This window comes from Shewanella frigidimarina, assembly GCF_003797125.1.
GTDB lineage: Bacteria > Pseudomonadota > Gammaproteobacteria > Enterobacterales > Shewanellaceae > Shewanella > Shewanella frigidimarina.
The window spans coordinates 605,749-627,938 of sequence record NZ_RKKE01000002.1; the positions used below are offsets into that span (position 1 = coordinate 605,749).

General features: G+C 41.7%; 18 protein-coding genes. 5 read left to right on the top strand and 13 right to left on the bottom strand.

The annotated features are described in order from the left end of the window. The first annotated feature begins 31 nt into the window (after positions 1-31). The gene (gene mutS, locus EGC86_RS07615) at positions 32-2,617 is read left to right on the top strand and encodes a DNA mismatch repair protein MutS (protein ID WP_123777132.1); all 2,586 of its coding nucleotides are present in this window, start codon (positions 32-34) and stop codon (positions 2,615-2,617) included. A gap of 384 nt (positions 2,618-3,001) precedes the next feature. On the opposite strand, the gene rpoS is transcribed toward mutS, so the two are convergent. The 13 genes from rpoS to rlmD form a co-directional block, all read right to left on the bottom strand. Beyond that, positions 3,002-3,973 (bottom strand): RNA polymerase sigma factor RpoS, encoded by a 972-nt coding sequence (gene rpoS / locus EGC86_RS07620; protein WP_011636534.1) that lies wholly within the window; start codon positions 3,971-3,973, stop codon positions 3,002-3,004. A gap of 78 nt (positions 3,974-4,051) precedes the next feature. After that, on the bottom strand, positions 4,052-4,984 hold the full coding sequence (locus tag EGC86_RS07625) for a peptidoglycan DD-metalloendopeptidase family protein (RefSeq protein ID WP_425376021.1): 933 nt from the start codon (positions 4,982-4,984) through the stop codon (positions 4,052-4,054). A 100-nt stretch (positions 4,985-5,084) separates the two neighbouring features. Then, positions 5,085-5,720, bottom strand: coding sequence for a protein-L-isoaspartate(D-aspartate) O-methyltransferase (locus EGC86_RS07630; protein ID WP_123777134.1), 636 nt, complete (start codon positions 5,718-5,720; stop codon positions 5,085-5,087). After that, a complete protein-coding gene (gene surE / locus EGC86_RS07635) occupies positions 5,717-6,466 on the bottom strand; it encodes a 5'/3'-nucleotidase SurE (protein WP_011636531.1) in 750 nt (249 codons plus the stop codon). Before surE ends, EGC86_RS07630 begins: the two co-directional genes overlap by 4 nt. A gap of 3 nt (positions 6,467-6,469) precedes the next feature. Further along, positions 6,470-7,543 (bottom strand): tRNA pseudouridine(13) synthase TruD, encoded by a 1,074-nt coding sequence (gene truD, locus EGC86_RS07640; RefSeq protein ID WP_123777135.1) that lies wholly within the window; start codon positions 7,541-7,543, stop codon positions 6,470-6,472. Positions 7,544-7,570: 27 nt separating this feature from the next. Next, positions 7,571-8,050, bottom strand: a complete 480-nt coding sequence (ispF, locus tag EGC86_RS07645; protein WP_011636529.1) for a 2-C-methyl-D-erythritol 2,4-cyclodiphosphate synthase — start codon at positions 8,048-8,050, stop codon at positions 7,571-7,573. Positions 8,051-8,111: 61 nt separating this feature from the next. Beyond that, the gene (gene ispD, locus EGC86_RS07650) at positions 8,112-8,810 is read right to left on the bottom strand and encodes a 2-C-methyl-D-erythritol 4-phosphate cytidylyltransferase (protein ID WP_123777136.1); all 699 of its coding nucleotides are present in this window, start codon (positions 8,808-8,810) and stop codon (positions 8,112-8,114) included. A gap of 62 nt (positions 8,811-8,872) precedes the next feature. Beyond that, the gene (gene ftsB, locus EGC86_RS07655; protein ID WP_102036124.1) at positions 8,873-9,175 is read right to left on the bottom strand and encodes a cell division protein FtsB; all 303 of its coding nucleotides are present in this window, start codon (positions 9,173-9,175) and stop codon (positions 8,873-8,875) included. A gap of 100 nt (positions 9,176-9,275) precedes the next feature. Continuing rightward, entirely contained in the window at positions 9,276-10,577 is a 1,302-nt protein-coding gene (gene eno, locus EGC86_RS07660; RefSeq protein WP_101085635.1) for a phosphopyruvate hydratase, read from the bottom strand. A gap of 274 nt (positions 10,578-10,851) precedes the next feature. Then, positions 10,852-12,489 (bottom strand): CTP synthase, encoded by a 1,638-nt coding sequence (locus EGC86_RS07665; protein ID WP_102036125.1) that lies wholly within the window; start codon positions 12,487-12,489, stop codon positions 10,852-10,854. A 114-nt stretch (positions 12,490-12,603) separates the two neighbouring features. Beyond that, positions 12,604-13,455, bottom strand: a complete 852-nt coding sequence (gene mazG / locus EGC86_RS07670) for a nucleoside triphosphate pyrophosphohydrolase (RefSeq protein ID WP_165872392.1) — start codon at positions 13,453-13,455, stop codon at positions 12,604-12,606. A 61-nt stretch (positions 13,456-13,516) separates the two neighbouring features. Next, positions 13,517-15,724, bottom strand: coding sequence for a GTP diphosphokinase (gene relA / locus EGC86_RS07675; protein WP_059746431.1), 2,208 nt, complete (start codon positions 15,722-15,724; stop codon positions 13,517-13,519). Between the two features lie 184 nt (positions 15,725-15,908). After that, a complete protein-coding gene (gene rlmD / locus EGC86_RS07680; RefSeq protein WP_123777138.1) occupies positions 15,909-17,276 on the bottom strand; it encodes a 23S rRNA (uracil(1939)-C(5))-methyltransferase RlmD in 1,368 nt (455 codons plus the stop codon). 102 nt (positions 17,277-17,378) lie between these two features. On the opposite strand from rlmD, the gene barA reads away from it, so the two are divergent. The 4 genes from barA (at position 17,379) to EGC86_RS07700 (ending at position 22,165) form a co-directional block, all read left to right on the top strand. Further along, positions 17,379-20,237 carry a two-component sensor histidine kinase BarA gene (gene barA / locus EGC86_RS07685; protein ID WP_123777139.1) on the top strand — a complete coding sequence of 953 codons (2,859 nt, stop codon included), beginning with the start codon at positions 17,379-17,381 and terminating at the stop codon, positions 20,235-20,237. Continuing rightward, positions 20,227-20,823, top strand: a complete 597-nt coding sequence (locus tag EGC86_RS07690; RefSeq protein ID WP_123777140.1) for a YjaG family protein — start codon at positions 20,227-20,229, stop codon at positions 20,821-20,823. The genes barA and EGC86_RS07690 overlap by 11 nt, the downstream gene beginning before the upstream one ends. An 84-nt stretch (positions 20,824-20,907) precedes the next feature. Beyond that, positions 20,908-21,108, top strand: coding sequence for a DUF3319 domain-containing protein (locus tag EGC86_RS07695; protein ID WP_011636519.1), 201 nt, complete (start codon positions 20,908-20,910; stop codon positions 21,106-21,108). 88 nt (positions 21,109-21,196) lie between these two features. After that, on the top strand, positions 21,197-22,165 hold the full coding sequence (locus tag EGC86_RS07700; RefSeq protein ID WP_059746435.1) for an AEC family transporter: 969 nt from the start codon (positions 21,197-21,199) through the stop codon (positions 22,163-22,165). Positions 22,166-22,190 lie beyond the last annotated feature (25 nt).

Here is a 22,190-nt window from a genome sequence, read left to right on the forward strand (position 1 = left end):
CCTACGATTGATTAATAGTGAAGTGTTCATAATGACAGTGATTGATACCAGCGATTTAGAAAAACACACCCCGATGATGCGCCAGTATTTGGGCTTAAAAGCGGCCCATCCCGATATGTTATTGTTTTATCGAATGGGTGATTTTTATGAGCTGTTTTACGATGACGCTAAACGCGCTTCTGAAATGCTAGGTATTTCACTGACGGCTCGTGGTAAAAGCGGCGGTGACCCGATTCCCATGGCAGGCATTCCATATCACGCCGTCGAAGGCTATTTAGCAAAATTAGTTAACATTGGTCAGTCTGTGGCTATTTGTGAGCAAATTGGTGATCCAGCGACATCGAAAGGGCCCGTTGAACGCCAAGTGGTGCGTATTGTGACCCCAGGCACCTTAACCGACGAAGCTTTACTGCAAGAAAAACAAGACAATTTACTGGCGGCACTGTATCAGGGTAAAACGGGTTTTGGTTACGCGACGTTGGATATTTCATCAGGTCGCTTTGTGGTTGCTGAATTACCCACTCGTGAAGCTTTAGAAGCCGAATTACAACGCACTAATCCAGCTGAGCTACTGTACAGTGAAGATTTTACTGACATGTTATTGATCAATAATATGAAAGGCATCCGTCGTCGCCCTGAGTGGGAGTTTGACTACGACACCTGTATTAATTTACTGCTCAATCAATTTGGCACCAAAGATTTACACGGTTTTGGAATTACTGATGCACGATTAGCGTTACAAGCTGCAGGTTGTTTAATGCAGTATGTCAAAGATACCCAAAAGATGGCGTTGCCACATATCAACTCGATTGTGCGCTTTAATCAATCAGAATCAATTATTTTAGATGCCGCAACCAGACGTAATTTAGAGTTAACTCAAAATTTATCTGGTGGGCGGGAGAATACTCTCGCATGGGTATTGGATAATACTGCCACCCCTATGGGTAGCCGTATGTTACAACGTTGGATCCATGAGCCATTACGCAATCGTCAAACAATTCAATATAGACATAGTGCGGTCAGTGAACTGATTGAACAAGATTTGTATCAAACGTTACATGAGCAACTAAAAAGCTTAGGTGATATCGAACGTATTATGGCTCGTTTAGCACTACGCAGTGCCAGACCACGTGATTTTTCACGCTTAAAGCAAGCACTAACGCTTCTGCCTGAAATCCAGCAAACATTAGCAATATGCCAACAACCTCGATTAAACACGTTAGTACAATTACTGGGTGAATTTCCTGAACAACACGATTTATTAGAACGCGCTATTGTAGACAACCCTCCCATGTTAATTCGTGATGGTGGCGTTATCCGTACTGGCTATAATAATGAGTTAGATGAATGGCGCAAGTTGAGTGAAGGCGCCAGTGATTATTTAGTCGAACTTGAAGCTCGTGAGAAACAACAAACAGGGATTAATACCTTAAAAGTCGGCTATAACCGAGTTCATGGTTACTATATTGAAGTGAGCCGTTTACAGTCAGATAGAGTGCCACTGAGCTATCAGCGCCGCCAAACACTCAAAGGCACCGAACGTTATATCACCCCAGAATTGAAAGAATACGAAGAGAAAGTACTGTCTAGCCAGGGCAAAGCACTCGCGCTTGAAAAACAATTGTGGGAACAACTGTTTGACTTGTTGTTACCTAAACTACAAGAATTACAGCAGTTTGCAACGGCTGCTGCCGAGTTAGATATATTAAGTAACTTTGCCGAACGAGCAGAGTTATTTAATTATCAATGCCCACAAATGAGCCTCGACATTGGCATTAATATTGAAGCGGGCCGCCATCCTGTCGTTGAGCGAGTTAGCCAAGCAGCGTTTATTGCTAACCCAGTTGCATTAACACCACAGCGCCAAATGCTTATTGTTACAGGCCCAAATATGGGGGGTAAATCAACCTATATGCGCCAAGTAGCATTGATTACATTAATGGCACATATCGGCTGTTTCGTTCCAGCAGACCATGCTCAAATTGGTGAAATCGACCGGATTTTTACCCGTATTGGTGCATCAGATGATTTGGCATCAGGCCGGTCAACTTTCATGGTTGAAATGACCGAAACAGCTAATATTTTACATAATGCTACTGCAAACAGTTTAGTGTTAATGGACGAAATAGGTCGCGGCACCTCAACCTATGATGGTTTAGCACTCGCTTGGTCTGCTGCTGAATATCTTGCGAAAAACGTCAGTGCCCTGACATTATTTGCTACTCATTATTTTGAATTAACTCAATTGCCCGAGCTGTTACCGTCAGTGATTAATGTGCATTTAGATGCAATAGAACACGACGACACAATTGCCTTTATGCATTCGGTACAAGAAGGTGCTGCAAGTAAAAGTTATGGTCTACAAGTTGCAGCCCTAGCGGGTGTTCCGGCCTCCGTCATTAAAGCGGCAAAACATAAGCTTCATCAACTAGAAAACCGAGATATGACATTATCTCAACAGAATCCAACTCAAGTGAGTATGAACTTATTACCTCCAATTCCAGAGCCATCACTAGCACTGGAAAAGTTAGCCCAAATTAATCCGGACGAGTTGACGCCGAAGCAGGCTTTAGATTATTTGTATGAATTGAAGCGATTAAGTCACACGAACACCTAGCGTCGAAAATAACTGCTTAAGTGTTTTTTTGAACTGTGGAAGCCTGCAAAGGCTTCCATATCAATGACATACCAGGTGTTACATCGAACAAGTAACAGTCTCAGTAACAACTTTAAAAATACGTTGAAATGAACTAATAGCATTAAAACACCATCAATAATAGCTAGGTTATATCGTCAAATTGCAACTACACAACGCTTAAATTAAGTTGGCGATTAGTGGGATAAACCTAATCACATGAGTCAAAATACAAATACTCATATAGGTTTTAACCCGAACATCGCAACACCTTAATTGACCTTATTGAGACATTAACGATGACATATCATTTGTGTGTTGATGATAGTCTACCGCTTAATATTCACAATATACTTCCACTATCCATTAATCTCTGAATAATGCTTCAACTGACAGTCCTTGCGACCCTAGTAAGTCTTTTAAACGTTTAAGTGCTTCGACTTGAATTTGACGAACACGCTCACGTGTTAGACCAATTTCGGCACCGACATTTTCTAATGTTGAAGGCTCATATCCGAGCAAACCAAAACGTCGCGCTAATACTTCACGCTGTTTGGTATTCAATTCATTTAACCAGCCTACTATCGAATTAGATAAATCTTCATTTTGTACCCGATAATCTGGGCCAACGGAATCATCATCAGCAATAACATCTAATAATGCCTTCTCATTATCGCCGCTGAGAGGCGAGTCTACCGAAGTGATTCTTTCATTTAATTTCAACATACGACTGACATCACCGGTAGACACATCTAATTTTTCGGCGATCTCTTCTGCAGTAGGTTCGTGATCAAGCTTTTGGGCAAGCTGTCTTGCTGTCCGCAAGTACACATTTAATTCTTTTACAATATGAATCGGTAAACGAATAGTACGAGTCTGGTTCATGATCGCCCGTTCAATGGTTTGTCTAATCCACCAAGTCGCATAAGTGGAAAAACGGAAACCACGCTCAGGATCAAACTTTTCAACCGCTCGAATCAAGCCTAAATTGCCTTCTTCGATAAGATCGAGCAGCGCTAAGCCACGATTGTTATATCTTCTGGAAATTTTAACAACAAGACGGAGATTGCTTTCTATCATGCGGTTGCGAGACTTTTCGCATCCTTTGAGGGATTTACGTGAAAAAAACACTTCTTCCTCTGCTGTCAGTAGCGGAGAAAAACCTATTTCACCTAAATATAATTGAGTAGCGTCTAAATTTTTCTGTAAGTCATCTTGGACTTTTTCTTCAATATCAAGTTGTTGCACCAAATCGCGTTTATCGGTTGCAACTTCTGGTGGTTGTTTAGCTAGATCGACAAGACATTCTGCTGAAGCAGTATTATTTTTGCGGCTCATAATTGCTCTCCCAAACCTAATTTGTGGTATTTAATCTACTTCACTTGCTTATCCTCCGTTAATTATGTTGCTAAACAATTACTGTTTAGGTAGATATCGTAATGGGTTGACAGACTTACCATGAAATCGTACTTCAAAGTGAAGCATAACTTGGTGTGTCCCGGTACTGCCCATTTTTGCAACTGTTTGTCCTGCACTCACATATTGCTTTTCTTTAACCAATATCGTGTCGGCATGCGCATAAGCACTTAAAAAATCATCATTGTGCTTGATAATAACTAAGTTGCCATACCCGCGCAGTGCATTGCCGGCATACACGACTCTCCCATCTGCTGCGGCTTTAATAATATCGCCGCGATTACCAGCAATCTTTATACCTTGATTGCCTTGTTCTGATGCCGAAAAATATCCAACTATTCGACCTCTAACTGGCCAGAGCCATTGCTGAACTTGCTGTGGCAAATTAACAACAGAACTACTCGCACTTTGGTTAATTGTTTGTTGGGTAGTTGTTACAGAATACGCAGGCTTCACTTTGTGATCAAGATCTTTTTTCGTTCTGGCCGAAACGGCTACTGGGCTTGGGTTTGGCGTGGCAGCTGGTTTGATTGTTTTTAATTTAGAACTATCTGAGCTCGATATATAGGGCTTAGTGACGGCTTGGGTTTGCACTGAATTAACATAAGGTTGGGATGTTCGAGCTGGTGCCGATTGACTATTATTTGTAGCCGCTAAATTAAGCGTTTGCCCAGGATAAATAGTATAAGGAGCCGATAAACGATTCAAACGAGCAACTTCGACAAAATTACGCCCAGCTCCCCAAGCTATTGAATAAAGTGTATCGCCTTTCTTTACTTTATATTTATCGTTTTTTAACGAGCCTTTATGATATCGAGGACCATGATTTTTTGACGATAAGCTATCTACCGGTGCGGGACGATCAGCTTGAAAGCTGCATCCAGTGAGCATGATTGCTAAGACCACAAAGTTTGGCCAACCGGTATTCATCAAACAAAATCCTTAACGGGGAAAATACGTGATTGTTAAGCTAAAGAAGCTTACTCCAAACGAAAACATCAATAATTGATAAAATTCATTTCTATCGTGTTAACTAAGCCAAATCTCCATTAATAAGAGGTACAAATTTAACAGCCTCTATAATCTCAGATTGGAATGTCTGTCCGATACGGGTAATTTTGAGTAATTGCTGGGTGTCTTCTCCTACCGGAATAATCAATACGCCATGCTCGGACAACTGTTCAAGCAATGCTTGAGGTACTGTTGCAGCTGCAGCTGTCACCATTATTCCATCAAATGGTCCACGGTTTGACCACCCTTGCCAACCATCACCATATTTGAATGCGACATTGTGTAAATCTAGACGTTTTAATCTTTGACGAGCTTGTATTTGTAATGCTTTTATACGCTCAATTGTGAAAAGCTCAGGAATTAGCGATGCTAAAACAGCTGCTTGGTAACCTGAGCCAGTGCCAATCTCTAACACTTTTTGAGGATTGTGCTGCAGCAGCAGTTCAGTCATTCGAGCCACAATATAAGGCTGCGAAATTGTCTGTCCCTGTCCGATAGGTAATGCAGTATTCTCATACGCTTTATGAGCTAATGCACCATCAAGGAACAATTCACGTGGTGTTGTTGCTACAGCATGCAATACCGCAGGATGTCGGATCCCTGCGTCGGCCAATTTTTTGGCTAAATTCATTGCTGATGTAGAAGCTACGCGTGTCATATTTTTATTATCCAATCGGCTAATCCATCAAGTTGATTGTATGCCGTTAAGTCTACAGTGAGTGGCGTTATGGATACATATCCCGCGGCCACCGCACCAAAGTCAGTCCCTTCTCCGGCATCTTGCTCACTGCCAACAGGACCAAGCCAGTATATATCTTTACCCGCTGGATCTTGGGTTTTTATCATACCTTCAGCTTTATGTCGGGCACCTAAACGGGTGACTTTAATCCCTTTAATTTGTGCTAAAGGTAAATCAGGAACATTAACATTCAAAATTTGGTCACGGCTAATGGGGTGTTCCAGCAACCCTTTTACAATTTTGGCAGCAAAGATGGCTGCTGTATCGTAATGAATTAATGATTTTCCAACCAGTGACACTGCTATGGCAGGTAAACCTAAAAATCGTCCTTCCATTGCCGCTGCAACAGTGCCTGAATATAAGGTGTCATCCCCCATATTCGCCCCAGCATTGATACCAGAAACAACGATATCGGGTTCGGTTTGACACAATTGCCTAATAGCGAGATGGACACAATCTGTCGGAGTACCGTTAACAGAAATATAACCATTCTCTAAGTTATTAATTCTTAATGGATTAGTCAAGGTTAATGAATTGCTCGCACCAGAGCAATTACGATCCGGTGCGACGGTTAATACTTGCGCAAACTCACTCAATGCGTGGGTTAATGCAATAATACCGGGGGCTCTCACGCCATCATCATTACTGACTAAAATATTAATCATTAATTAACACTCTTCATTTTTTTGTGCTTGTTGCTCGGCAACCATGACTTTTCGTTGTGACTCTTGGACATCTTGATAATCAGCAAGTTCGCGTAACACCGAGGTGGCATAACTCCCTGCAGGTAATACAAATTCAAGAGTGAGCGTATCAGCATCAAACTGCCATTTCATTCCTTGAGGTTCAAGTAATAATGGCCGTCTCTCTTGTGATAAACCTGCTTCTTCGAGTCCCTGTAAATCAGCCGATAATTCAGCTAATGGCGTTAATTCTAAAGCTAATGCCTCACCTTGTGCTAATGGCGTTCCCCTTCCCCAAAGTGGAGCGGAAAGTTGGATATCTTTTTCAGCTAAGCGGTTGTTGAGTACCTCATCCCATACTTCGGCGGTAAAATAGCTTTTACTACCAGCTAACATAACGCAATCACCCGCGACGGTATCTGCCTGATGATTAGCTAATCGAAATGACACCACCTGATTGAACACATTAGAACGCACAGCTGATAAATACATGCTGCGTTTATGGCGATCTTTTATGTTACGACCACCACTCAGCATTTGTCTCCCTAAGATCAGGTTTTTACCATCGTGGCCAAAGCGCTGCTCACCAAAGTAATTAGGGACTCCGAGTTTTGCTATCTGCTGTAAACGAGACTCGGCATCGGCCGTATCATTGATATTGCGTAATGTCAGAACAAATCGATTTCCTAGCAAGGCGCCAATACGCAATTTTTTACTGTGACGACTGCTCGACAGAATGGTTAATTTATCATCATTCAGCTGCGTCCACTCTGGCGTTTCTTTACCAGGAATGCGTATCCCGAACCATTGTTCAGTGATGGCATTTTTGTCTTTCTGACCTGCAAAAGTCACTTCTTTTGGATGCACTTTCGCAAATTTAGCTAATATCTCGGCAACATAAACGGTATTCATGCCATTTTTACGTACATGAAGCATATGATGCTCGCCTTCCCCTGTTGGAGTAAAAGGCAAAATTTCTTTAACTATAAAGTCGCTGTTATAGGTACGTAAATCAGCTTGGCTTATTGGTTTACCAAATAGGTAATGTAATTCTTTCATGTGACAGAACTCTCTTTATTTTTTAGGTTATTGGCTCTTCATCAACACAACAGCTTCAACAGCAATGCCTTCTTTACGTCCAGTAAAACCGAGATTTTCGGTTGTTGTCGCTTTAACATTAATATTATCGATATCTGTTTGTAAGTCAGCACTTAAGCACTGACGTATTGCTTCAATGTGTGGCGCCATTTTAGGTGCTTGAGCAATAATAGTGACATCAAGATTGCCTAAAACAAACTGCTTTTGCAGTGCAAGTTGATAACAGTGTTTTAATAGCACTCGACTATCGGCACCGGCAAAATTAGCATCAGTATCAGGAAAGTGTTTACCTATATCACCTAACGCCATCGCTCCTAATATCGCATCACTAATGGCATGCAGTACCACATCGCCGTCAGAATGGGCAATCAGTCCACTGTCATAAGGAACAGTAACACCACCTAAAACCAGTGGGCTATCACCGCCAAATTTATGTACATCAAAACCATGACCGATACGAATATTCATTTAAAAACCTTATCTTAACTTGCTTAGAGCTGATATTAACGAGTGCGGCTATTTCAGTTAACTATTGTTGTGACATAAACAGAGCAGCCAATTGTAAATCATCTGGATGAGTCACTTTGATATTATCCATTCGGCCATTAACCAACCCCGGCATAACCCCAGCCCATTCCATGGCACTGGCTTCATCGGTAATAGGTACCTGCGCTGCTAATGCAGCCGATAAATGAGTACGTAAAATCGAGACTGGGAAAAATTGCGGCGTTAATGCATGCCATAGCAACGAGCGGTCAACAGTATGAACAATAAGCCCACTGGCGTCACTGCGCTTCATGGTGTCACGAACGGGTGCAGCAAGAATGGCACCTTGTGGATGAATGGCGACAGACTCAATCAATTGGGTGATATCTTGGTGAGTTACACAAGGTCTTGCGGCATCATGAACGAGAGCCCACGCCCCTGGATTATAGTTGTGCGCATAATCTAATGCTGCTAAAACAGAATCAGCACGCTCTCCACCACCAACAACTTGGGTTAATTTAGGATGTTGTGATTGTGGTAATTGGTTGAAATAGTTGTCTTGTGGATGCAATGCAACAATGACCTGATCTATATCAGGATGAGCTAATAACGTATCTAATGTATGGCCAAGAATGCTTTGTTGGCCAAGCATTAAATATTGCTTAGGTTTGTCTGCCCCCATGCGACTGCCAATGCCTGCAGCAGGCACAATTGCAATAATGGAGCGAGGATTGTTTGACATATATGCAGCACCAATATTTAAAGTAATATGATTAAGGGTTAAACCTGCTGTGCAACTCAATGTTAACGATTAAATTGGTTCCGTTCACGTAGTTCACTGCCAACGACCCGATAAAAAGTTTCACCTTCTTTAACCATACCTAACTCGTTACGGGCACGCTCTTCAATGGCTTCTGTGCCACGTTTTAAATCGATAATCTCTTCTTTAAGAATTTGATTTCGAGCGACAAGCTTGCCGTTACTTTGTTCTTGGCCTGCTATTTGGGTTTGCAATAAGACATATTCAGACAAATTGTTATCGCCCAACCAAAGCCGGTACTGTAAAAGTGACAATAAACAAATCAGTAAAAATATTAGTTGCTTCATAATATTAACTTATGTCGAAGTAATCCTTAGAAAATATGTCCGTTATAGTACAACAAAAAAGGCCACCGAGTGGTGGCCTTTTTAAGCTAAAGCAAAAATATTATCCTTGGCCTTTAACTTCTTTAAGACCGTTATATGGTGCTTTTGAACCTAGAGCTTCTTCTATACGTAGCAATTGGTTGTACTTAGCAACACGGTCACTACGGCTTAGTGAACCGGTTTTGATTTGACCTGCCGCTGTACCAACAGCTAAATCAGCAATCGTTGAATCTTCTGTCTCGCCACTACGGTGAGAAATAACAACAGTAAAACCTGCATCTTTGGCCATTTTAATTGCAGCCAAAGTTTCGGTTAAGGTACCGATTTGGTTGAATTTAATCAAAATAGAGTTAGCGATGCCGTTGTCGATACCACGCTTAAGAATTTTAGTGTTTGTTACGAATAGATCGTCACCCACTAATTGGATTTTATCGCCCATTAGTTTAGTTTGGTGAGCAAAACCATCCCAGTCAGACTCGTCCAGACCATCTTCGATAGAAACGATTGGGTAGCGTTCAGTAAGACCTTGTAAGAAGAAGTTAAATTCTTCAGAAGTAAACTTCTTGCCTTCACCTTTAAGATCGTAGATGTTGGCTTCTTTGTCGTAAAATTCAGAAGCAGCACAATCCATCGCTAACGTGATATCTTTACCTAGCTCGTAACCTGCGTTGGCAACAGCAACTTTGATTGCTGCAAGTGCAGCTTCGTTAGATGCTAGGTTTGGAGCAAAACCACCTTCATCACCAACCGCAGTTGAGTGACCGTCAGCTTTAAGTACTTTAGCAAGGCTGTGGAATACTTCCGCGCCCATACGTAGGCCTTCACGGAAAGTTTTAGCGCCAACAGGTTGGATCATAAACTCTTGAATATCAACGCTGTTATCGGCGTGCTCGCCACCATTGATGATGTTCATCATTGGAAGAGGCATAGAGTAAACACCTGGTGTACCGTTTAGATCAGCAATGTGAGCATATAAAGGGACGTGTTTAGCAGCAGCGGCAGCTTTTGCAACTGCTAGAGAAACAGCAAGAATGGCGTTAGCGCCAAACTTTGCTTTGTTTTCGGTACCATCTAAGTCAATCATGATTTGGTCAAGTTCAGCTTGAGCCAATGCATCTTTGCCTTTAAGTGCTTCAGCAATTGGGCCATTAACAGCAGCAACCGCTTTAAGAACACCTTTACCTAAGTAACGTGCTTTGTCGCCATCACGCAGCTCTAATGCTTCGCGACTACCGGTTGATGCGCCAGATGGTGCCGCAGCCATACCAATAAAACCGCCTTCTAAATGCACTTCAGCTTCTACTGTTGGGTTACCGCGCGAATCCATAATCTCGCGACCAATCACTTTAATGATGTTAGCCATAATTCCCTCGTACTTTGTGTAAGTAAATTAAAAAATTAAAAGAAATAAAAAGTTAATACCAATAAAAATACATAACAGACTTAAAAAAGCAGATTTATTGGTATATAACTTTCAGTTTAGTAATTTTAAATCGATTAATGCTTAGGATAAATCGAATTAGACTTTGCATCAACTTAGTTTTCACTGCTGTTACACGTCATCAGTGCGATTATATGATCTAACGCAAGTATCTTGAATAAAAAAGCCGCTAATGGATACATTAGCGGCTGGTTCATTAATCGATATCGCGTTTTTGATACGCATAAGAAGCGGCTATAAACCCTTCAAACAATGCATGACCGTCGCGTGGGGTTGAGGTGAATTCCGGGTGGAATTGACTCGCAACAAACCATGGGTGATTTGGTAATTCAATCATCTCGATCAGTTTACGATCAGATGACAAACCACTAAACACTAAACCGGCCTTCTCTAGGCGTTCAATGTAGTTGTTATTCACTTCGTAACGGTGACGATGACGTTCAACACAAGTAGCAGAATCATAGGCTATTGCCGCTTTTGTGCCTTCTTTTAAATGACATAGCTGAGCGCCTAAACGCATAGTGCCACCTAAATCTGAAGACTCATGACGCGTCTCAACATCCCCTTCTTCATTAATCCACTCAGTAATTAAACCCACTACTGGATAAGGTGTCTGTGGATTAAACTCAGTTGAGTGCGCACCTTCTAAACCTGCTACATGACGAGCAAATTCAATTAATGCTACCTGCATACCTAAACAGATACCAAAGTACGGAAGATTGTTTTCACGAGCAAATTTAGCAGCAAAAATCTTACCTTCTACGCCACGTTCGCCAAAGCCGCCAGGTACTAAAATACCATCTAGACCTTGCAACACTTCTTCGCCTTTAGCTTCAACTGTTTGTGAATCAATGTACTTAATGTTCACTGTCACACGGTTTTTTAAGCCTGCATGCTTTAATGCTTCATTCACCGACTTGTATGCATCAGGAAGTTCAATGTACTTACCGACCATACCAATAGTGACTTCACCATTTGGATTGGCTTCTTGGTAAATAACGTTTTCCCACTCAGACAAATCAGCTTCGTTACACGTTAAATTAAAACGTTTAATGACTAAATCATCTAATCCTTGTGAGCGTAATAACGCAGGGATTTTGTAGATGCTATCAACGTCTTTTAATGAAATAACCGCACGTTCTTCTACGTTACAGAATAGTGAAATTTTAGCTTTTTCATTGGCAGGAATTGCACGGTCGCCACGACAAACTAATACATCCGGCGCAATACCAATTGAACGCAACTCTTTAACAGAGTGTTGAGTCGGTTTGGTTTTAATTTCACCAGCAGCGCCTAAGAATGGCACTAAGGTTAAATGCATAAATAGTGTACGTTCGCGTCCTAGCTCAGAACCTAATTGACGAATAGATTCAAGAAACGGCAATGATTCAATGTCACCTACCGTGCCACCAATTTCGACAATCGCCACATCATGGCCTTCACCACCAGCTAACACTTTTTCTTTGATCGCGTTAGTAATGTGTGGAATAACCTGAATGGTTGCGCCTAAATAATCACCACGACGTTCTTTACTAATGACTTCTTCGTAAATACGGCCAGTAGTAAAGTTATTGCGACGATTCATTTTGGTTCGAATGAAACGTTCGTAATGACCTAAATCGAGATCGGTTTCTGCACCATCTTCAGTCACGAAAACTTCACCGTGCTGAGTTGGGCTCATGGTACCCGGATCGACGTTAATATAGGGGTCAAGTTTCATAATGGTTACATTGAGGCCACGCGCCTCTAAAATTGCCGCGAGCGAAGCTGCTGCAATGCCTTTACCTAGTGATGAAACAACGCCACCAGTAACGAAGATATACCTTGTAGTCATGCTGAACCTGAGAAAATGTGTTGGAAAAAACGTGCTTGTAAGAAAGCACTAGGACGGGGCGATATTATAGCAAAGCCACCTCGTTTCGACAAACTTAAACGCGCTAATTTTAGCTTAATTTATGTTTTCGTGTTGTTTTACTACATTCCAGTAGTGGTCTAATTCTTCCAGGCTATGCTGTTGTATCGGTTTTCCACTATTGTCTACGCATTGCTCAACCCCTCTAAATCTGCGTTCAAATTTATGATTGGCTTGACGTAGTGCTTGTTCAGGATCAACGTTTAAATGACGGGCAAGGTTCACTACAGCAAACAATAAATCGCCCATTTCATCAACAATTCTCGGCTGATAAAAATCAGGGTCTTTATGTCGTAGATTAACTTCTACCAGTACTTCATCGATTTCTTCATGTATTTTGGCAACAACAGGCTCAAGCTCGCCCCAATCAAAGCCAACTTTAGCCACTCGATGTTGAATTTTTCGTGCTCTAGATAACGCTGGTAATGCTTGAGGGATATCATCTAACGCTGAGTGCAGTTGTTTTTGCTGACGTTCATTGGCTTTTAACGAATCCCACGCTTGGCTTAAATCGTGAGTATTGGTAATGGCACCAACAACGTTGTTTTCTGGCTGAGCAAATACATGTGGATGACGGCGAATAAGCTTATCGCTAATTCGCGCTACTACCGTAGAAAAATCGAACTTACCTTGCTCTTGCCCTAATTGGCAATAAAACACTATCTGAAACAATAAGTCGCCCAGTTCATCAGGTAACTCTTCCCATGCTTGTCGCTCAATAGTATCAACAACCTCATAAGCTTCTTCTAAGGTAAAGGGCACAATACTGGCAAAATCCTGCGCTTGATCCCAAGGACAACCAGACTCGGGGTTGCGCAATTGCTGCATGATGGTCAGTAACGATTGAATATCTGCCACAGAAACGGTCCTCTCTTGTAAAGATAAAATCTAATGAAAAAGGCACCTAACAAGTAGATGCCTTCTCGATAAGTCCATGATGTTAATTACGTTATAATCGGCGCGACTCAATCACACCATCAACAAGCGACAGTTTACCGAGAATCCGTGATAAGCCATCTAAATTATACAATTCAAGTTCAAGCTCTACGGTGGCCGTTTGGCTTTTAACATCAGAAGATGAACTCATGGCCATCACATTGGATTTCTCTGCCGCTAGCACTGTGGTTAAATCTCGTAATAAGCCACTGCGATCATGGGCAAGTACTCTAACGCGAATACGATAACCACCAGAGTAGTTTTCACCCCAAATCACATCGACACTGCGTTCTGGGTGGGCACGCATTAATTCTTTCACTTGCTCGCAATCACTACGGTGCACAGAAATTCCCCGCCCCATAGTAATATAACCAAATATTTCATCGCCGGGAACGGGTTGGCAACAACGCGCAATGTGGCTCATTAAATTACCAACGCCATTAACTTCGACTTGGCCTTTACTCGACTTTTTAGGCTTATGCGATGCTTTCTTTATAATGTCTTCAAGTAAGTTTTCGTCAGTGTCTTCTACTTTGCGAATTTTGGTATCGGTAAAATTAACCACTTGATTTAAGCGTAAATCGCCGCCACCGATAGCCGCCAGCATGTCATCCATAGAGTTTAAATTAAAGCGCTCTACCGCCACTGCCGCATCTTTAACTTTAAGACCCACTCGGGCTAATTCAGACTCAAGCATCTCTTTACCCGCGGCAATATTTTTATCGCGGTCTTGTTGCTTAAACCAATGTTGAATTTTTGAACGCGAACGTGACGACTTGATATAACCTAAATTAAGATTGAGCCAGTCACGCTTTGGGTTAGGCGTTTTTGAAGTGATAATCTCAATGCGCTCACCCGTTTCAACTTGGTACGTGAATGGCACAATACGGCCGTCGACTTTTGCACCAATACATTTATGACCCACTTGAGAGTGAATATAATAAGCAAAGTCGAGCACAGTTGAGCCTAAAGGTAAGTCAACGACTTCACCACTTGGGGTAAATACATAGACTCGGTCTTCAAATACTTGGCTGCGGACTTCGTCAACCAAATTACCACTTTCAGCGACATCTTCTTGCCACTGTAAAATTTTACGTAACCAGTTAATTTTTTCTTCGTAACCCGTTTGTTTGGTATTACTGGCACCTTCTTTGTATTTCCAGTGCGCGGCAACTCCAAGCTCAGAATCTTGATGCATCGCCTCAGTACGAATTTGAATTTCTACTGTTTTGCCTTCAGGACCTACGACTACTGTATGAATAGATTGATAGCCGTTCGGTTTTGGATTTGCTACGTAATCGTCAAACTCACGCGGAATATGGTGCCAAAGGTCATGTACAACCCCTAACGCGCCATAGCAATCTTGTAATCTTTCGGTGACAATACGCACTGCACGAACGTCAAAAAGCTCATCAAACTTGAGATCTTTGCCCTTCATTTTTCGCCAAATACTGTAAATGTGTTTTGGGCGACCGTACACTTTGGCGCGAATATCATCGCTATCTAAACGTTGCTGTAACTGGGTGACAAACTTGTCGATAAACACTTCTCGGTCGACACGCTTACCATCAAGCTGTTTAGCAATGTCTTTATAAACGGTTGGATGCAAGTAGCGAAAAGAAATATCTTCAAGTTCCCACTTTAATTGACCAATGCCCAAACGGTTAGCGAGTGGCGCATAAATATCAGCAATTTCACGTGCTAATAACACCCGAGTTTCTTCATCGGCGTTTTTGACCGCACGCAGTAAGCATACACGTTCGGCTAATTTGATCACTACGGCGCGAACATCTTCAACCATGGCTAATAACATTTTTCGAATGTTATCTATTTGCGGTTCGGCATCGCGCGAGTTTTGACTGACTTTTAATGCGCCAATGGCATTCATGGTCACAACACTGGCAACTAACCTCGCAAGGTTTTCACCGTATTGCTCTAGAATTTGCTCTTCGTTGAGAACACCCGCATCGAATAGCAAAAATAATACTGCGGCTTGTAACGTTTCGATGTCCATATTCAGCGGCGCTAAGATTTCGATCATTTCGCGAGCGCGCGCAAGCAGTTCAGTATGAGCCAGTTTGTTTTTAACCGGTAGGGCCTCAACTTGCTGGATCAATACCAATAACTTCTGAGCATCATCTTTGTCGTCGAGATAACGAGCGACCCACTCATCTAATTGGAATGCTTGCGTATTAAAATGTGCTTCGCGAACAGATACCATGAACCCTTCCTTAGCCGCATGACCGACTGACATCCAACCATATGCACATGGCATAGTGTGCATAAATGGTGTTAACACCAACTGAACAACCTATCTTGAAGCGCTATATTCTTTTGTCAATTCAATAGCGTTCAGTTGGCCAATTTTTTAGCATACCTATCGTAAGCGGCTAAAAAATCGTTGTTTAAATATTTAATTCAAATAACACCATGGCTTCAATATGATGTGTCTGTGGAAACATATCGACTAATCCCACTTGGGCAATTCGATATCCACTGGCTAATAATACACTACTGTCACGTGCTAAACTTGCCGGATTACATGAAACATACACCACTTTTTTAGGTTGCATTTTCTGTAACCATTGTAAACTTTCAAAAGCACCGGCTCGAGCAGGGTCCAGCAACAGTTTATCAATTTTGCCTAACCATGTTTGTGCCGATAGATCAGCACTTAAATCCGCATGATAGAAAGTCACATTATCCAATTGGTTGTCGACAGCGTTTTGCTTGGCTTGTTGCACCATCTCAGGCACACCTTCAACACCAATGACTTCTGCAGCCTTTAATGCCAACGGTAAACTGAAATTACCCACACCACAGAATAGATCTAAAATACGTTCACCTGGTTGAGGGTCTAACCATTCGATGGCTTGATCGACCATGGCCTGATTAATAGCACCATTAACTTGGACAAAATTACCAGGAGTGAATGAACAACGAACAGCCTCCTGTGCAAGATGATAATAAGGTAACGCGACAGCTTCATCACCAGCTGGCAGCAAGGGAAACAATTGGGTTAATTGACCAGCATCATCTTGCAATAACAAGTTAAGTTGGTGCTTTTCGGCAAACCCCGTTAACCAACGAATATCAGATGCTGGCAACACTTTAGTCACTCTTAATACCGCAAATTTACCGTTATCAGCTTGGGTGAGTTCAACATGCCCTAAACTGGCCTTAGCTTTAAGTTGATTTAAATTAGCCGCTAATGGGGTAATTAAAGCGGACAATGACTCAGATAACACAGGGCACTGTTGAATAGAAACAATTTTATTGCTATTTCCTGCGCGAAACCCAAGTTGTAACCGCTGAGTATTTTTATCAAATAATGTGGCCAATCTTGCGCGTCGTCTATAATGCCACGCCTCACCCGCTATAGGGTCAGCGACAATATCAGCATCAATAGCTTTAGCACTCGACAACTTGCTGATGAGATCAACCAAAGCAGTTTGTTTATGCTCGCGTTGTGCATTAGTGTCCATGTGCTGCAAATCACAACCGCCACATTGTTGATAATGTGGACAATGAGGTTTGATTCGATTAACCGATGCAGACTCAATAGAGATGAGCTTGGCTTTAGCGTAGCTTTTCTTTTGTTCGACAAATTGCACCGTAGCGGTCTCTCCCGGTAACACTCCCGGAATAAACACTATTTTGCCTTGATGTTGCGCTATACCTGCACCTAAATGGTCAAGTTGAGTGACACTGAGGCTTAACTTTGCTGATAATTGCTTAGATTTGTTCGGTTTTGCTTGGAAAAATTGTGCCATTTCGGCCTCAGGTATTGAATAAAAAACTAGTCAAGAGTGCGCCATATCTGGCAGTCTAGACGGAATAACAGCGATTTAGTAACAGGGATATACCTAACAGCCATGAAAAGTGCCAACAATATGACCAAATACAGCCTACGCTCTTGGGTTCTGGTACTTGCGTTAGCGCCCACGATTGTAGTAGGTATTCTACTTGGAAGTTATTTCACGATAAACCGCTTTTATGAATTGGAACAAACCTTAATTGAAAAAGGCAGCAACATTGTTGAGCCATTAGCCATTGCTAGCGAATTTGGCATTATCACTCAAGATCGTGAATCAACTAAACTTTTACTCGCCGCCTCGCAAATAAACAATGCATCCCTGATCCTATCTATTGCTGTTTTTGATGCCGAAAACCAACTCTTTGTCACTTCGCACTACCACAAAGATTTTGAAACTATGCGTTACAAACAAACGTTGGCAAACTTAATCGGCACAGAACATGAAACAATTGGCGATACCTTGGTCATTCGTGTGCCAATAATATCCCATACAGGGTTAGAACCAAAACATGTTGCCAGTATAAATCGCCAAAGTAACGGTGATATCAATAATAATACTTCTGCCAATGGCGTCGTTACGCCTATTTACAATAATCAACAAGAGCGAATTTTAGGCTATATATCAGTATTACTAAATAAAGAAAACGCCCTACTCGAACAACATCGAGCAGCTATAGCCGCGTTTATTATCGTATTAATCGGGGTGCAATTTAACCTATTTTTTACCTTCCGCTTAGTCAAGCACGTGAACTACCCCATTACTGAAATGGTGCGAGTGGTAGCCAAAATTCGTGAAGGTAAACTCGATACTCGCCTAGAAGGCAACTTGATTGGTGAACTGGATCTGCTTAAACGAGGGATCAACGCAATGGCTGGCTCATTGTCTGAATACCACGATGAAATGCAGCAAAATATTGATCAAGCGACCTCTGATTTACGTGAAACCCTCGAGCAGATTGAAATTCAAAACGTTGAGCTCGATATTGCCAAAAAACGCGCGCTTGAAGCGAGTCGGATTAAATCAGAGTTCTTAGCCAACATGTCGCACGAGTTACGAACGCCACTCAATGGTGTCATCGGATTTGCACGACAGTTATTAAAAACACCACTGCATACTAGCCAGCTCGATTACATAAAAACCATTGAACGCAGTGCCAGTAACCTACTGGGTATTATTAACGATATTCTCGACTTCTCTAAACTGGAAGCCGGTAAAATGATATTAGAAAAAATGCCTTTTGCACTGCGAGAAACGCTAACTGAAACCCTGACTATTATTGCAGGTAGTGCGCAAGAGAAAGGCCTAGAACTGGTTATCGACATTGATGCTAATGTGCCAGAAAGTGTCAGTGGCGACGCGATGAGAGTCAGCCAGATTATTACTAACTTAGTTGGTAACGCTATCAAATTTACCGACAAAGGCAGTGTCATACTCAAAATACACTTAGTGGGTCAGGACGAAGATAACATTACCCTGCGCTGCGAAGTTATTGACACCGGTATTGGTATTGATGAGAGTCAGCAAGAATATTTATTCCAAGCATTTGGTCAAGCCGACTCATCCATTTCACGCCGCTTTGGTGGCACAGGATTGGGCTTAGTGATTACTAAACGCTTAATCAATCAAATGGGTGGCCAGATAGGCTTCACCTCTGCCCCTAATAAAGGCTCAAATTTCTGGTTTATTCTGCCGCTTGGGATCAGTCAATTTGAAATTGGCGAAGTGTTGCCGGTTGATGCGTTGCTGCACAAATCAGTCTTATTGTATGAACCACGGGAATTAACCCGCGATACATTAAATCGCCGCTTGGTGTCATGGCAATTAATTATCACTAATGTTGCTAATCCAGAAAATCTTACCTCAGTGTTACAAACTAAAAACAGCAAATTTGATTACATCATCATGAGCTGTCATGGTTTTGCCGACAATGCGTCTTTTATCCATTTATTACAACAAGCCAAACAACATACCGACTGCCTGATTTTGTTGCATGACTGCTTAGACCAAGACATGATAATCAATGTGCTAAAAGTCAACGCTGATGTGTTGCTCAGCACCCCGGTGAGCGATTTTACCCTAGCGCATCATTTAATATATCCGCCAGTACCTTCTACTTTTGTGAGTTTACCTGAGCAGATAAATCTCGATGTAACACAACGCCTCAATGCATCAGTATTGGCCGTTGACGACAACATGGCCAATCTAAAGTTAATTGATACTTTGCTCAAAGAATTAGTCGACAATGTGGTGACCGTTAACAATGGCGCGGATGCGATTCAACAAGCTAAAAAACAACCATTTGATTTAATCTTCATGGATATTCAAATGCCAGGAACCGACGGCATAACCGCAACCCAGCAAATACGTTCAGAATCACTAAACCGTAATACGCCGATTATTGCAGTAACGGCACATGCTATAGCCGAAGAGCGTGAGAATATTTTGGCTAGCGGTATGGATGGTTTCTTGCCTAAACCGATTGATGAATTATCACTAAAAAGCGTCATTAGCCGCTGGATAATTAAACCCCAATTTACCCATTTTGATACTCATGTTCTCAATTGGGATTTATGCTTAACCCAAGCAAACCAGAAAACCGATTTAGCCTTAGATATGTTAAAGATGTTGGTTAATTCATTACCTGAAACAACCGCTACTATCGATAAGGCATTAATAGCCAGAGATGCAGAGACACTATTGCAGGCAGTGCATAAACTTCATGGCGCAACATGTTATTGCGGCGTACCGACCACACAAAAGCTGTGCCGGGATATTGAGTCAGCATTAAAGCATAAAATTGACATCGATGACCTAGAACCTGAAATACTAGAGTTACTTGATGAGTTAACTAAGGTAGAATCAGCTGCAAATCAAGTGATAAACCAGCTATCAGTGGATGTTCCCCATGACCAGTAAAACCGGTTTTTTTAAACGCCTAAAGGCATTGTCGTTACCTCAGAAGCAGCTTTTTGCACTCGCACTGTGTCAAAGAATGCTCCCAAACTATCAATTATTTTCTGAAGTATGTGAATTTGGCCAACCGCAGGTATTAGGTACTGCACTAGAGTTATTATGGCAAAGCCAATATGACAAAAAGCTTAAGTTCAATATTGATGTGCATTTACAGCGCCTCGATGAAAACACCCCTGATCCTAGCGACTTTGAAGCCTATGGTGCTTATCCTGCCATGGATGCGGCTGTTGCCATCGCCACCTTAATGGGTGCGATAGATGGAAAAATAGAAGAAGATATTACTAACATCAGTAAGTTATCATCAAGCACCGTCGCCAATTATATTGAAGCTATTAGTGATGAATCATTAATGGATGAAGAACTCGATGAGTTTGTTTTTTCGCATCCAGTAATGGAACAAGAAAAAGAATTACAAGGCATGTTACTCGACATTATCGAAGCCAATCCAGACATAACCAGCGAACTGGTTAAAGGTTTGCGTAAGGATATTATCGAAGCTGGTGTGTCTAATATTGGTATTAGCCTGTAGTTCGAACTTGTAGAACAAATCGATTAATGTCAATCAACATCATTTAGCCTGAAATTATTCAGGCTTTTTATTGAGTCTCGTGCAATGAGAAGAATTTTTTATCAAGGTTTCACTTTCAGTAACGCCAATGGTAAAACTGATGACTGGACACTAGTAATTGGTAATCAAGTACGAGTAGGTTCGTTATTTGAATTAAGAAGGCAAGTGCATTTTTTTTCTGAACTGGGAATATTACCCCCTCCGAAAATATCAAAGGCGAATTTAGCCTTAAAATCTGACAAATAATCACTCGTTTAACTTTAGCCTAATTGCATCTGCCTATCGAAAAGCAGTAAAGTGATCTTATTATCATTTTGCTAAGGAATTGCGAGGGATGTCCAGTATTCTTACCCCGCTAATCGCTGTATTTATTATTATGCTGCTCGGCAGTATTGTTCAAAAAATGCGACTGTTGCCAGCAGACACCGATTTGATCCTCAATCAGTTTGTCTATTACATTGCTTTCCCCGCAATATTACTGATTGTGCTAGCTGAAACGCGCATTGAAGACATTATTCAATGGGGCTTTATCGGTGGGTTTAGCCTAGCGATGGTCATTACTTACGCCTTAGTGATTGTTGTATCACTACTTAGCACACCTAAGAAGCAAGCCGTTGCGGCAATGCGCGCATTAAACGCTACCTTTGGTAATACCGCATTTATTGGTATTCCATTGCTGAGTTTATTATTCCCAGGTCATAAAATGGCATTAGTCGCTGCAGCGATTGCCAGCTTGTTGTCGGTGTTCATGTTTGCTTTTGCTTTAGTATCAATTGAGCTAGCCAGCCGTGATAAACAATCAACCGACCATGCCATCGTCATCATGGCTAATGCCCTGTATAAAAACCCCATCGTGGTTGGCAGTGTTATTGGCATTGGTTTATCAGCACTGCATATTACCTTACCGGATAGTCTGGCCTTAATGTTACACCAGGTGGGAAATACCTCTAGCCCATGTGCACTGTTTGCCATAGGAATGGTACTTGCCAAAGCGTTACGACATCAATCTGACACAAAGATGTTCAGTATTGGTTTGATTGCGGAACTGAATTTAATCAATTTACTCAAGTTAATTATTCAACCATTAATCGCCTTTGGATTACTCAAACTGTTCGGCGTAGAAAAGGAATTACTGACCATGGGAGTTATTTTAGCAGCGTTACCAACGGCAGCAAGTGTGTATCTTTTAGCCGACCGCTACCAAATTAACGCCAACGTCAGCGCCCAAGGCATTTTATATGGCACATTAATCACTTTTATCAGCTTGCCAATAATAGAAACACTCTTAAAATCCATTGCTTAATGATCAATCAAACCTAGATGATAAA